The 12,967-nt window shown below is 72.4% G+C and carries 13 protein-coding genes and 1 pseudogene; 12 read left to right on the top strand and 2 right to left on the bottom strand.

Translation table 11 applies throughout. The features are described from left to right. Together ACGHC0_RS09320 and ACGHC0_RS09315 are read right to left on the bottom strand one after the other, a co-directional pair. On the bottom strand, positions 1-801 hold the full coding sequence (locus tag ACGHC0_RS09320; protein ID WP_415268039.1) for an MlaE family ABC transporter permease: 801 nt from the start codon (positions 799-801) through the stop codon (positions 1-3). A 75-nt stretch (positions 802-876) separates the two neighbouring features. Then, entirely contained in the window at positions 877-1,341 is a 465-nt protein-coding gene (locus tag ACGHC0_RS09315) for a Cd(II)/Pb(II)-responsive transcriptional regulator (protein WP_415268038.1), read from the bottom strand. A gap of 94 nt (positions 1,342-1,435) precedes the next feature. Here ACGHC0_RS09315 and ACGHC0_RS09310 point away from each other — a divergent pair, with 94 nt between their 5' ends. From ACGHC0_RS09310 to ACGHC0_RS09255, 12 genes and pseudogenes are all read left to right on the top strand, one after another. Beyond that, positions 1,436-3,556 carry a heavy metal translocating P-type ATPase gene (locus ACGHC0_RS09310; protein ID WP_415268037.1) on the top strand — a complete coding sequence of 707 codons (2,121 nt, stop codon included), beginning with the start codon at positions 1,436-1,438 and terminating at the stop codon, positions 3,554-3,556. 294 nt (positions 3,557-3,850) lie between these two features. Beyond that, complete coding sequence (locus tag ACGHC0_RS09305; RefSeq protein ID WP_368354954.1) at positions 3,851-4,489, top strand: YitT family protein; 639 nt, start codon at positions 3,851-3,853, stop codon at positions 4,487-4,489. Positions 4,490-4,523: 34 nt separating this feature from the next. After that, positions 4,524-4,949, top strand: coding sequence for a hypothetical protein (locus tag ACGHC0_RS09300; protein WP_415268036.1), 426 nt, complete (start codon positions 4,524-4,526; stop codon positions 4,947-4,949). A 110-nt stretch (positions 4,950-5,059) separates the two neighbouring features. Continuing rightward, positions 5,060-5,542 carry a hypothetical protein gene (locus tag ACGHC0_RS09295; protein WP_415268035.1) on the top strand — a complete coding sequence of 161 codons (483 nt, stop codon included), beginning with the start codon at positions 5,060-5,062 and terminating at the stop codon, positions 5,540-5,542. Then, positions 5,539-7,023 (top strand): TolC family protein, encoded by a 1,485-nt coding sequence (locus ACGHC0_RS09290; RefSeq protein WP_415268034.1) that lies wholly within the window; start codon positions 5,539-5,541, stop codon positions 7,021-7,023. Before ACGHC0_RS09295 ends, ACGHC0_RS09290 begins: the two co-directional genes overlap by 4 nt. A gap of 3 nt (positions 7,024-7,026) precedes the next feature. Continuing rightward, entirely contained in the window at positions 7,027-8,472 is a 1,446-nt protein-coding gene (locus ACGHC0_RS09285) for a multicopper oxidase family protein (RefSeq protein WP_415268033.1), read from the top strand. 91 nt (positions 8,473-8,563) lie between these two features. Then, positions 8,564-9,064 (top strand): annotated as a pseudogene (locus tag ACGHC0_RS09280) (DUF411 domain-containing protein); the annotation flags it as partial. Beyond that, entirely contained in the window at positions 9,050-9,364 is a 315-nt protein-coding gene (locus ACGHC0_RS09275; protein ID WP_415268395.1) for a copper-binding protein, read from the top strand. The pseudogene ACGHC0_RS09280 and the gene ACGHC0_RS09275, both read left to right, overlap by 15 nt. A gap of 213 nt (positions 9,365-9,577) precedes the next feature. Beyond that, positions 9,578-9,931: a cupin domain-containing protein gene (locus ACGHC0_RS09270; protein WP_368354949.1), complete on the top strand. Its 354-nt coding sequence runs from the start codon at positions 9,578-9,580 to the stop codon at positions 9,929-9,931. A gap of 251 nt (positions 9,932-10,182) precedes the next feature. Then, positions 10,183-10,437, top strand: coding sequence for a hypothetical protein (locus ACGHC0_RS09265; RefSeq protein ID WP_415268032.1), 255 nt, complete (start codon positions 10,183-10,185; stop codon positions 10,435-10,437). A gap of 98 nt (positions 10,438-10,535) precedes the next feature. After that, the gene (locus ACGHC0_RS09260) at positions 10,536-11,582 is read left to right on the top strand and encodes a P1 family peptidase (protein WP_415268031.1); all 1,047 of its coding nucleotides are present in this window, start codon (positions 10,536-10,538) and stop codon (positions 11,580-11,582) included. Beyond that, complete coding sequence (locus ACGHC0_RS09255) at positions 11,579-12,946, top strand: TAXI family TRAP transporter solute-binding subunit (protein ID WP_415268030.1); 1,368 nt, start codon at positions 11,579-11,581, stop codon at positions 12,944-12,946. The genes ACGHC0_RS09260 and ACGHC0_RS09255 overlap by 4 nt, the downstream gene beginning before the upstream one ends. The last annotated feature ends 21 nt before the right edge of the window (positions 12,947-12,967 follow it).

The following is a 12,967-nucleotide window of genomic DNA, read 5'->3' as shown; positions in this document are numbered from 1 at the left end:
TCAGTAATAGTTGCCCATGAGCGAGGCGATCTCGATCAGCAGCAGCACCGCGAACATGCGTGCGAAGCCGCCGAGTTCGGAGCGGGCGCGCGGGTCGCCCGTGGCATGTAGGCCCGCGGCCATGGGAATGAGCGCGACAGCCAGGCTGAACAGCAGGGTCTTGAGCGCGAACAGCAGGGTGACGGGCGGCGTGAACACCTGGCCGAACATGCGGGTGTAGGCGGGCACGCCCGCCGTGCTCGCCCCATAGACGCCCAGGTAGGCCATGACGAGGGCCACCACGCACGACAGCGCGGCGAGCGTGATGCTGGCGTAGATGCCGGCCACGACGCGCGGCAGAAGTTCCACGCGGACAGGGTCGGCGCCCCGCGCGCGCAGCGCATCCCAGTGGCCCGACTGGCGCATGAGGGCCAGCTGGGTGCCGCCCGGGATCGTGGTGCGCAGCGCCACGAACAGCGCCGCCGTGAGCGGGATCAGCTCCAGCACGAGCACCCGCACCACCATCTGCAGCGCATAGTGCGACAGGCCGTAGCTGCGCGCGGTGACGACGACGATGTGCGTGACCACCAGGCAGATGAGTGCCACCAGCGCGGTGAAGCCCAGCAGCAGGGGCGCCGTGTCGATGTACATGTGGCGCGCCAGGCGCACGCGGGTGGACCGCCCGTAGCTGGACGGCGACAGCATCAGCACCGCCACCACCGCGCCCAGGTAGACGATGCGCCACCAGGCCAGCGCCCAGCCGCGCGCGGCGCGCCACAGCCGGTCGGTCCATGGGGGCAGCGTGCCTGTTCCGGCGCTCATGCGGCCCCCCTGGCCAGGCAGCGGGCGGACGGGATTCCGGTCGGAGGCGGCTGCACGCGCATCGGCGGAAGGCGGTCACACATGCCGGCGCGCCGGCGGATCGGGCAGCGGCAGGGGATCGGCATCGGCACGGTCATGGAGGGCCTCGATCACGTGGCAGCGGCTGCCGTCGGTGCCGTCACAGCGTCCACGCAGCGACAGCAGCTGGGCCTCCAGCGCCTGCAGCTCCCGCAGGCGGGTGCGCACGTGCAGCAGGTGCTCGTCCACCGTGGCGCAGGCCGCATGGTCCGCGGCGGTGTCCGCCCCCCGGCCGAGCGAGAGCAGCGTGCGCACTTCGTCCAGCGACATGTCCATGGCGCGGCACAGGCGGATGAACCGCAGGCGGTGGATTTCGTCTTCACTGTAGAGGCGGTAGCGGTTGTCGGCGCGGGCCTGGGCGGGCAGCAGCCCTTCCTTCTCGTAGTAACGGATGTTGGCGGTGGGCACGCCGGAGAGGCGGGCGGCATCGCCGATACGGTGGTGGGGGCTTGCGGCGGACACGGCTTGACCTTGAAGCGGCTTGAAGGTTTCCAATGATGGCACGGTCCGGCTGCGGACCCCTGTCGGAATTCACCCCAAGCAAGGACAACACACCATGGCAAGCACGGCTTCCACCGACCGCTCTCCGGCGGCTGCCGCCCCGGGAGGCAAGGCACGCATCGATCTGGCCTGCGGATGCGGCAGCGCATGCGGGGCGCCGCCCCGGGCAGCTGCGGCCCCCGCACCGTCGCCCGCGGTATCGCATGGCGACCACGACCATGGGGACGGCGGCCACGGCCATGCGCATGGCCCGGACAGCGCGGCAGCCGGAAGCCATGGGCACGACCATGACCATGGCATGCTGCCCGGCTGGGGCCGGCTCGGCGCCTCGCTGGTCGCCGCGACCGCCGCGGAGCTGCTGCACCTGCTCGCTCCCGACGCCCTGCCCTGGCAGGCCGCCGGCATGGCCGTGGCGGCCGTTGCCATCCTGCTGGCCGGGCTGGGCGTGTACCGCAGCGGCCTGCGCTCGCTGGCGCGTGGCCGCCTGGACATTTCGGCGCTCATGGCCGTGGCCGTGACGGGCGCCTTCCTGATCGGCCAGTGGCCGGAGGCCGCCATGGTGATGGCCCTCTACGCCCTGGCCGAGCGCATCGAGGACCGCGCCGTGGGCCGCGCGCGGGACGCCATCGGCGCGCTGCTGGCGCTGAGCCCCGAGCAGGCCGAACTGCGCGGCGAGGACGGCCGCTGGCGCACGGTGCCCGCGGCCGAGGTGCCGGTGGGCAGCGTGCTGCGCCTGCGCCCCGGCGCGCGCGTGCCGCTGGACGGCGTGGTGCTGGAAGGCCGCGGAGCGGTGGACGAATCCAGCGTGACCGGTGAAAGCCTGGCCGTGGACAAGGCGCCCGGCGACGGGCTGTATGCCGGCACGCTCAATGCGCAATCCGAGCTCCAGTTCCGCGTCACGGCCGCTGCCGGGAACACCACGCTGGACCGCATCATCCATGCGGTGGAGGAGGCGCAGGGCTCGCGCGCGCCCATGCAGCGCTTCGTGGACCGCTTCGCCGCCATCTACACGCCCACGGTGTTCGCGCTCGCGGCCATGGTGGCGTTGGGTGCCCCCCTGGCGCTGGGCTGGGCCTGGCTGGACGCCCTGTACCGAGCCCTCGTGCTGCTGGTGATCGCCTGCCCGTGCGCACTGGTCATCGCCACCCCGGTGACTGTGGTGAGCGGGCTCGCGGCGGGCGCGCGGCGCGGCATCCTGATCAAGGGCGGCCAGTGGCTGGAGCGGGCCCGCGGCGTGCGCGCCGTGGCCTTCGACAAGACGGGCACGGTGACGGCGGGCCGGCCCGTGCTGGTGGGCAGCGAACGCTTCGGCGGGGACGGTGCCGCCGACGTGGCCGCCGCGCTGGCAGGGCGCTCGGACCATCCGGTCTCCAGGGCGATCGCGGCCGGCATCGGCGATGCGCCGGCCGACCTGCCGGAAGTGCAGGACTTCACCGCCCTGCCCGGCCGCGGCGTGGAAGGCCGCATCCACGGCGCGACCTGGTTCCTGGGCAACCGGCGGCTGGCGCAGGAGCGCGGCCTGTGGACGGACGCGGTGGAGGCCGCCGCTGCGGCCCATGAATCCGAAGGCCGCAGCGTGACGCTGCTGGGCGACGCCCAGGGCGTGCGGGCGCTGTTCGCCGTGGCCGACACCCTGCGGCCGCAGGCGGTGGAAGCCGTGGCCGACCTGCGCGCCCTGGGCATCGTGCCGGTCATGCTGACGGGCGACCACGCGGCGGCGGCCCGGGCAGCCGCGCGGGAAGCAGGCATTTCGGAGGTGCAGGCGGGCCTGCTGCCCGAGCAGAAGCTCTCGGCCATCGCCGCATTGCAGCAGAAGCACGGCATGACCGCCATGGCCGGGGACGGCATCAACGATGCGCCCGCGCTGGCGCGCGCCGACATCGGCTTCGCCATGGGTGCGGCCGGCACCGACGTGGCGATGGAAACCGCCGACGTCGTCATCATGAACGACGACCTGCGCCGCGTGGCCGAGACCGTGCGCCTCTCGCACCGCACGCACGCGGTGCTGTGGCAGAACATCGCCCTGGCGCTGGGCATCAAGGTGGTGTTCTTCGGCCTGGCGCTCGCGGGGCAGGCGACCATGTGGATGGCGGTGTTTGCCGACATGGGCGCCAGCCTGCTGGTGGTGGCCAACGGGCTGCGCATGCTGCGCGGCGTGGGAGGAGCGGCACGCTGAGCCGCGGGGCGCCGCCAACTGGCGAAAAGGGGTACGGTTCTTGCATGGAGCGGGCATGACCGGGAACGCCCCATGCCCCATCGCAGCGCGGCCCCATGGATTCAGGGTTTACCCTAGAATTCATGGACCCCGCCTGTCTGCGGAAAACGGCTTGATGCACCGCAAGCCGCCGGACACGGCCACGTGCTGCAATCGCAGACCTTTCCGCCCGCCAGGGCATGCCATGCAGGCGCGCAGAGCCATGGCGTCGGGGCCCCATTCGTACAGCCAGCCTCCCCTCCGTTTTAGCCACCCATGAGCCAGACCCTGAGCCCTCCTTCTGCCGCCCCTGCTCCCGCCATGGTCCCGCACAGCGCCACCGAAGACACCCTGGCCGTGTTCACGGGCGTGCTGCTGATCTCGGTCGGGGTGGCCTTCTTCACCAGCGCGGGGCTGCTCACGGGCGGCACGGCGGGCATCGCCTTTTTGCTGCACTACGCCACGGGCATCGGCTTCGGCAAGTGGTTCTTCCTGCTGAACCTGCCTTTCTACTGGCTGGCGTGGCGCAAGATGGGGCGCGCGTTCACCCTGAAGACCTTCATCGCGGTGCTGCTGCTCTCGCTGATGACCGAGGCACAGTCGCGCTTTTTGCAGCTGTCGGCGCTGCAGCCGCTCTACGCGGCCGTGGCGGGCGGGCTCATCGTGGGCACGGGTTTTCTCGTGCTGTTCCGCCACCGCTGCAGCCTGGGCGGCGTCGGCATTCTCGCGCTCTACCTGCAGGACCGCCACGGCTGGCGCGCCGGCAAGGTGCAGATGGCCGTGGACTGCGCGATCGTGCTGCTGGCGCTGTTCACCGTCGAGCCGGGACGGGTGCTCTGGTCCATCGTGGGCGCCGTCGCGCTCAACCTGGTGCTGGCCATGAACCATCGCCCCGGCCGCTACATGGCCGTGTGACCGCGCCCGCCAGGCACGCCGTATCATCCTGGCCATGCGCCGCCGCCTCGTCTTCTTCGCGTTGATCGTGCTCATGGCCCTGCGCGGGCTCGTGGGCCCGGCCATGGCCGCGCAGATGGCGGGCGTTGTACATACCGGCAGTACGGTTTCGGCGCACGCGGAGCATGCAGCCCATGGCGGGCACGGCGCTGCATCTCCAGGCTCCATCACGAGCACACCCAGCTGCCATGGCGAGGTCACAGCCCATGCCCGGCTGCCCACCGCGGCCTGCGGTGCCGCATCCGGCGACCACGCGGCGCATGCGGCCTGCGCCGATTGCGAGATCTGCCATACGGTGGTGATGGCACCTCCCGCGCCCGCCCCGGGCGCGGTTTCCCACGGCGGCGGCCTGCGCGTGCCCGCAGCCGTCCGCTTCGCGAGCGCCCTGCCCGCGCAGGCCACCAAGCCACCCATTTCCTGAGCCTCGACGCCCGAAGTGCGTCCGCCCCGCCCGTGCCCTTCCGGGAGAACCTGGCGCACGGTGGCGCGGCCGCGTTCCGCTTTCGCTTCCGAGCCCAGGAGAGACTTTCCATGCACACCCCGGGGCCCCGCGCCCGTTCCCGACGTTTTTCTTCCCGTCTCCATCGTTCGTTCTTCCGCCGCTGCGCGCTCGTCGCGGCGCTGATCGTGCCCGCCACCGTGCCGGCGCAGGCGCAACCGCCTTTCCCGCCGGCCGCTGCCGCCCAGGGCGATGCCGCGCTGCCGGATGCGCCCGCCACGCCACCGCGCCACGCGGCGCTGCCACCCTGGCCTGCGGACACCGCACCGGGGGACTGGCGCGATGCCCATGCAGCCGTCGCCGCCTTCCCGCGCGGCCATGCCGACATCGCAGCCTGGGAGGCACGCCAGGGGCGCCGCTCCGCGGCAGAGGCCTCCACCGCCACCATGGCGCCGGACCACGCCGCGCATACCTCGGCCATGCCCACCACGGCCCCACCTGCGGTCGCCGAGCCTGCCCCGGCCATGCACTACCACGGCCATGACGGCACGCCCGCCGGAGGGCACCAGCCATGACCGCAACACCGATGCCTTGCCTTCGCCCGACGCGCTGGCCGGCCCTGGCCGCCGCATTCCTGCTGGCAGGCTGCGCCAGCGTCTCGCCCGACGGGCTGCGCGGCGATGTGCAGGCCACCTTGCAGGGCCGCACGGCCGGCGCCGACCACGCCGCCCTGCGCCCCACCGATCCCGCAGCGCAACGCGCCGCCGATGAAGCCGTGGCCGGTTGGCTGGCTGCGCCGCTCACGCAGGACGCCGCCGTGCGCATCGCCCTGCTGCGCCACCCCGGCCTCCAGGCCCGCCTGGCGCGCCTGGGCGTGCAGGACGCCGAGCGCGTGCAGGCACTCACGCCGCCCAATCCGGTGCTGGGCCTGGGGCGGCTCGCAACCGCGCACGAGCGCGAGATCGAACGATCGATCACCTTCAGCCTCGTGGACCTGATCGCCCTGCCCTGGCGCAGCCGCTGGGCCGGCAGCCTGCGGGAGCAGGACACGCTCGCCGCCGCGGCCGATGCCGCGCGCGTCGCCAGCGATGCCCGCCGCGCCTGGCTGCGCGCCGTCGCCGCGCAGGAAACCCTCGCCGCCCACGAGCGCATGCACGATGCTGCCGAGGCCGGCGCCGAACTGGCGCGCCGCATGGCCAGCGTGGGCAACTGGAGCCGGCTGCAGGCCGCGCGCGAGCAGGCTGTGTTGGCCGACGTGCGTGCCCGGCTGGCACGGGCACGGCTCGCGGCAGACACGGAACGCGAGGCGCTGGCGCTGGCCCTCGGCCTCTGGGGCACCTCGGCCGAGGCGATCACCCTGCCGCCACGCCTGCCGGACCTGCCCGCCGCGCCAATGGCCGCAGTTGCGCTGGAGCAGCGCGCGCTGCGCGAACGGCTGGATGTGCGCGCGGCCCGCATCGGGCTGGACCGCGTGGCCGGCCAGCAGGGCGTCGCCCGCGCCGGCCAGCTCTTCGGCGACATCGGCATCGGCTACCGGCGCGACACCACCACCGAGCGCGGCGACGGTCACTCCGAAGTCAAGCGCGGCTGGGAGCTGGAACTGCCATTGCCGCTCTTCGACTGGGGTGGCGCTGCCAGTGCCCGTGCCCGGGGGCTCGTGCAGGAGAGCGCAGCCCAGCTCCAGCAGACCGCGCTGCAGGCCCGTGCCGAAGTGCGCATGCAATGGCGCGGCTACCGCACCGCCTGGGAGCTGGCGCAGGAGCAGGAGCGCCACGTCGTGCCGCTGCAGCGGCAGATCCAGGACGAGACCCTGCTGCGCTACAACGGCATGCTCGCCAGCGTCTGGGACCTGCTCGCCCAGGCCCGGCAGACCACCCAGGCCGTGGCCGACGCCGTCGCCGCGCGGCGCGACTTCTGGCTCGCGGACACCGACCTGCAGTTTGCGCTCATGGTCGCCTCGCCCGGCGCGCAGCCCGCCGCAGCCGCAGCGGCCTCCGCCTCCGTCATGTCCTCCTCCACTTCGTCCAGCGCGGCCCCGGCCGGCGCGGGCCACTGACCCATGCAACGCAGACACTTCTTCGGCGGCGCCGCCACGGCCGTGGCCGCACTCTCCGCCGCCTCGGTGGGCCGCGCGGCCCTTGCATCCCTGCCCGAGGCCGCCGCGCCCGCGGGCGCCGGCACCCAGGTGCCGCCGCCACCGCCCACCGGCCAGCCCTTCCACCCGGTCGTCACCCTCAACGGCTGGAGCCTGCCCTGGCGCATGAATGACGGCGTCAAGGAATTCCACCTCGTCGCCGAGCCCGTGGTGCGGGAGTTCGCGCCCGGCTTCCAGGTCAACCTCTGGGGCTACAACGGCCAGAGCCCCGGACCCACGATCGAGGTGGTCGAGGGTGACCGCGTGCGCATCTTCGTCACCAACCGCCTGCCCGAGCACACCAGCGTGCACTGGCACGGCCAGCGGCTGCCCAACGGCATGGACGGCGTCTCCGGCCTCAACCAGCCGGCGATTCCCGCGGGCAAGACCTTCGTGTACGAGTTCACCGCGCGCCGCCCCGGCACCTTCATGTACCACCCGCATGCCGACGAAATGGTGCAGATGGCCATGGGCCTGATGGGCCTGTGGATCACGCACCCGCGCCTGGACGCGCGCGGCCGGCACCCGCGCATCGCCACCGCCGACCGCGACTACGCCTTCCTGCTCGGTTCCTTCGCGGTGGAGCCGGGCAGCCGGACGCCGCGCATCAACGAGATGACGGACTTCAACGTGTGGTCGTGGAACAGCCGCGTGTTCCCGGGCATCGATCCCTTCGTGGCGCGGCGCGGCGACCGCGTGCGCCTGCGCATCGGCAACCTCACCATGACCAACCACCCCATCCACGTGCATGGCCACGAGTTCGAAGTGACGGGCACCGACGGCGGCGCAGTGCCCCCGTCCGCGCGCTGGCCCGAGGTGACCACCGATATCGCGGTGGGCCAGATGCGGCAGATCGAGTTCATGGCCGACGAGCCCGGAGACTGGGCCGTGCACTGCCACAAGAGCCACCACACCATGGGCGCCATGGGCCACGACGTGCCGACCATGATCGGCGTGGACCACCGCGGCCTGGTGGCCAGGATCCAGAAGATCGTGCCCGACTACATGGTGATGGGCGAGCGCGGCATGGCCGACATGGGTGCGATGGAGATGCCCCTGCCCGAGAACACCCTGCCGATGATGACCGGCACCGGCCCCTTCGGGCCGCTGGAAATGGGCGGCATGTTCAGCGTGCTCAAGGTGCGCGAGGGCCTCGCCGCGAGGGATTTCCGCGACCCGGGGGACTACGTGCAGCCTCCCGGGACACGAGCGCATGAATGGCAGGGCGGCGCAGACGCACTGCCGCCCGCGCCACGGGCCTCGGGCGCACCGGCAGCGGATGCGGGTGCGGGTGCCGGCGACGGCGCAGCCCGCGTGCGCAAGCCGGGCCACGGCCATGGAGGCCAGCAGGGCCATGGACACGACCACTGATCGCCCTGCCATCCCGCAGCACTACTGATTTCCACTCCATCACTGCCGCGTGCTCCGCACGCAAAGGACACCCGCCATGAAGCACATCGCCATGCACTTCACCCGCACCACGCCCGGCGCGACCCGCCGCGCCTGGCTGGGCACCGCGCTCTGCGCCACAACCGCCGCAGCCGTTGCCGCCGCCCTGCCCTTGCGCGCCCGTGCTGCCAGCACCGCGCCCCTCGCCATCGAAGTCTGGAAAGACCCGAACTGCGGCTGCTGCAAGGACTGGGTGGACCACATGCAGGCCAACGGCTTCAAAGCGACCGTGCACGACACGGGCAACGCCGCCGTGCGCGAAAAGCTCGGCCTGCCGCAGAAGCTCGGCTCCTGCCACACCGCCCTCGTCGGCGGCTACCTGGTCGAAGGCCACGTGCCCGCCGCCGATGTGCAGCGCCTGCTGCGTGACAAGCCCCGGGCCCTGGGCCTGGCCGTGCCGGGCATGCCAGTGGGATCGCCGGGCATGGACGGGGCTTTCTACGGTGGCCGCCGCGATGCCTACGATGTGCTGCTGGTCGCCCGTGACGGCAGCGCACGTGTGTTCACCAGCTATCCCGCGCAGGCGGCCGCTGCCGGCCATGCGGACCATGGTGCCGCCGCAAACCCCGGAAGCGCGCAGCCGGCGCCGGACCTGAGCGAGGGCGAAGTCGTGCGCTGGGACGCCGCCACCCGCCGCATCACGCTGCGGCACGGTGAACTGCGGAACCTGGACATGCCGCCCATGACCATGGTGTTCCGCGTGCGCGAGGTGCCTCCTGCGACAGCCCAGGTGCCGGGAGCACGGGTGCGCTTCCTCGCGGAACGCGATACCGGCGGCTTCGTCGCGAGCCGCATCGAACCCGCCGGCCCCTGAGCACACGGGCGCGCTCCGGCCTGCCGCCTACCCAGCCCGGGGCCGCATCCACCGATGGGTGCGGCAGATTGCGCTGGCGAACCCGCTGCAAAAGCGCATTTGCCGCTGCCGGCGCGGGCGTTTTCGGCACCTTCCCGGCGCCCTCCCCGCCTAGCATCGGAGCATCGCCCCAACGGGTTTTTTCTTTTCTCTTCCTCCCTGCAGGACCGCGCCATGTCTGATTTGCTCGTGACCTTCCCCTTCGACAAGCTCGGCGAAGCCCCGGAATACCGCCCGCCCGCCGAGCGCGTGATCGAGGGCGACATCGTCTGCCGCAACTGGGACATCGACAGCGCCAAGAACGGCGCCGTCCGCGCAGGCGTCTGGGAGGCCACCCCGGGGCTCAACCACTCCATCAAGGGCGAGACCTGGGAGTTCTGCCTGATCCTCTCCGGCGTGGTGGAAATCACCGAACGCGGGCATGAGCCGAAGATCTTCAAAGCGGGCGACTGCTTCATCATGAAGCCGGGCTACGTGGGCACCTGGCGCACCATCGAGACGGTACGCAAGGTGTGGATCATGGCCTGACGACTGTCCGCGGGTACGATTGCACCGCAATCTGCCCCTTGTGTCCCTGGGCGGGTGTGCAAGCCCGTCCCATGCCTTCCGTCCTCACGTTCATGCAAGCATTGACTGCCCTGAGGGCAGCAGGCGCGCTGTGGATCTCGCGGGCCGGAAGACGGGCCCCCGGGCCGCTCCGCCACCGCCCCTGCCAGGGCCGTGCCTGGAGGCGCGCATTTCCGAATGCAGGCAAGGAAGACATCCGCCGTTTCCTGGCCATGTTCGCAGGCAGCTTTCTTCTGCATGCCGGCGAACGGCTGCGATTCGCCCCGGAAGACCGCATCCTGGGGATCTATACCGCGCGCTATCCGCGCCAGGGCGGCATCGCGGTGGATGCGATGGAACTCGAAGCCCTGGCGCTCGAGGCCCGCGGCCGCTACGGCGTGGATCTCGAGGCGATGTGCTCAGAACACCTGACGCTGGGCGCATTGTTCTCGGCATGCCAGGACGGGGAGCGCAACCGGCCGCGGTGACATGCGCCCGGGCGCGCCGCCGGCGCGCTTCAAGGTAGCCTGCGCTTGCGCTATGGTGGCGCCCTCCGCGGCATGCCGGTGATCCGGCCCTTCTTCCCATGTCCCAGTTCTCGCATTCCCCTGGCCCGGCCGGCGACGCCGGCTCCATCACCCGCGTCGCCGGCATCGAGGTCGGCCACAGCACCGACACCCGCCGGCCCACGGGCTGCAGCGTGGTCATCGCCCGGGAGGGCGCGGTGGGCGGCGTGGACGTGCGCGGCGCCGCGCCCGGCACGCGCGAGACCGACCTGCTGGAGCCCACGCACCTGGTCGATCGCATCCATGCCGTGATGCTGTCCGGCGGCAGCGCGTTCGGGCTGGATGCGGCGGGCGGCGCGGTGCGCTGGCTGGAAGAGCGCGGCATCGGCCTGGACGTGGGCGTGGCCCGCATTCCGCTGGTACCCGCCGCCGTGCTGTTCGACCTGCCCGTGGGCGACGCGCGCATCCGCCCCGACGCTGCTGCCGGCTACGCGGCCTGCGCCGCCGCATCGCGTGCGGACCCGGCCGAAGGGAACGTGGGCGCCGGGGCGGGCGCCTCGGTGGGCAAGCTCTTCGGCATGGAATACGCCATGAAGGGAGGCATCGGCACCGCGTCGATCACGGTACTGGGCGTGACCGTGGGCGCGCTGGTGGCCTGCAATGCGGCCGGCGACGTGGTGGACCCGGAGTCCGGCCATCCGGTGGCCGGCGCCCGCACGTCCGACGGGCTGCGGCTGCGCGACACGCGCCGCGCGCTGCTGGCCGGAGATGTGCCGAACACACTGCTCGCGGGCACCAACACCACGATCGGCGTGGTGGCGACCGATGCTGCCATCACCAAGGCCCAGGCGCGGCGGCTGGCGGTGTGCGCACACGACGGGCTGGCGCGCGCCATCAACCCCGTGCACACGCTGTCGGACGGCGACACGCTCTTCGCGCTGGGCACGGGCCTGGCGGGCCGTTCGCCGGGCATGATGGTGCTGTCCACCCTGGCAGCCGAGGTCACGGCACGCGCCACGCTGCGCGCGGTGCTCGCGGCGCGGTCGTTCACCACGCCGCTGGGCCTGCACCTGCCCGGCGCGGCGGAGCTGGGCGGCACGGCCCCCTGGGGAGCGACCTGGCCATGAACATGCTCGCTGCCCGGTCGCGCACCGCCGCACGGCGCGTGCGCACGGCCCTGCTGAACGTGCGCGACCTGCTGCTCTCGGCGGGCCCGCTCGCCTTCCTGGCCGTGGGGCTGGTGGCGCTGGCCTACTGGTGGCTGCAGCCCAACCCGCCGCGCCGCGTCACCCTGGCCACCGGCCCCGCGCAGAGCGCCTACGCCGAATTCGGCCAGCGCTACCGCAAGGCCCTGGCGGTGGACGGCATCGATGTGGTGCTGCTCGAAAGCGAAGGCTCCTCGGCCAACCTGCAGCTGTTGCGCGAGGGCCGCGCGGACCTGGCCTTCGTGCAGGGCGGCACGGGCGAACTGCGCCCGGAGGACTCCGAAAACCTGGAGTCGCTGGGCAGCCTGTTCGTGGAACCGATCTGGCTGTTCTACCGGGACGACGCGGCACGGCGCGTGTCCGCCAATGGCCGCCTCACCAGCCTGGCGCAGCTGCGCGGCCTGCGGGTGAACGTGGGCACGCCGGGCAGTGGCGTGCCGACGCTCATGGACACGCTGCTGGAGGCCAACCGGGTGGATCCGGCCCGGGTGCACCGCACGCAACTGGGCCAGACGCCCGCCACGGTGGACTTCCTGGCGGGCCGGCTGGACGCGCTGGTGTTCGCCTCCGCGCCCGAATCGCTGATGGTGCAGATGCTGCTGCAGACGCCCGGCGTGCGGCTCATGGACTTCCCTCAGAACGAAGCCTATGCCCGGCGCTTCCCCTTCCTCACGCCCGTCACGCTGCCGCGCGGCGTGGTGGACCTCGCGGGCAACGTGCCTTCCTCCGATGTGCGCCTGGTGGCCTCCACCACCTCGCTGCTGGCGCGCGAGGGCACGCACCCGGCGCTGCTGCAGCTGTTCGCGCAGAGCGCACAGACGCTGCACGGCGGCGCGGGCTGGTTCAACCGGGCGCGCGACTTTCCGAATACGCGCCACAGTGAACTGCCGATCGCCGCCGAGGGCGAGCGCGCGATCAACGGCTCGCCGCCGCTGCTGCAGCGCTATCTGCCGTTCTGGATCGCCAACCTGGTCGAGCGCATGTGGCTGGTGCTGGGCGTGCTGCTGGCGGCCATGCTGCCGCTATCGCGCATCGTGCCGCCGCTCTACCAGTTCCGGGTGCGCTCGCGCGTGTTCCGCTGGTACGGCCGGCTGCGCGAGATCGAGGACCAGTTCGAGACCGGGGGCCTGCCGCCGCAGGAACTGCTGGCGCAACTGGCCCGGCTGGAAGCCCAGGTCGAGAAGGTGAGCGTGCCGCTGTCGTACGCGGACGAGCTCTACGCGCTGCGGCACCACATCCAGATCGTGCGGCAGAAGGTGGCCGGCGCGCCGGCCGCCCCGGCCTGACGCGAGGCGGCGCACGGCCGC

Source organism: Acidovorax sacchari (assembly GCF_042847045.1).
GTDB lineage: Bacteria > Pseudomonadota > Gammaproteobacteria > Burkholderiales > Burkholderiaceae_C > Paracidovorax > Paracidovorax sacchari.
Note: the sequence above shows the minus strand (reverse complement) of the source record. Positions and strands in the feature narration are given on the sequence as shown.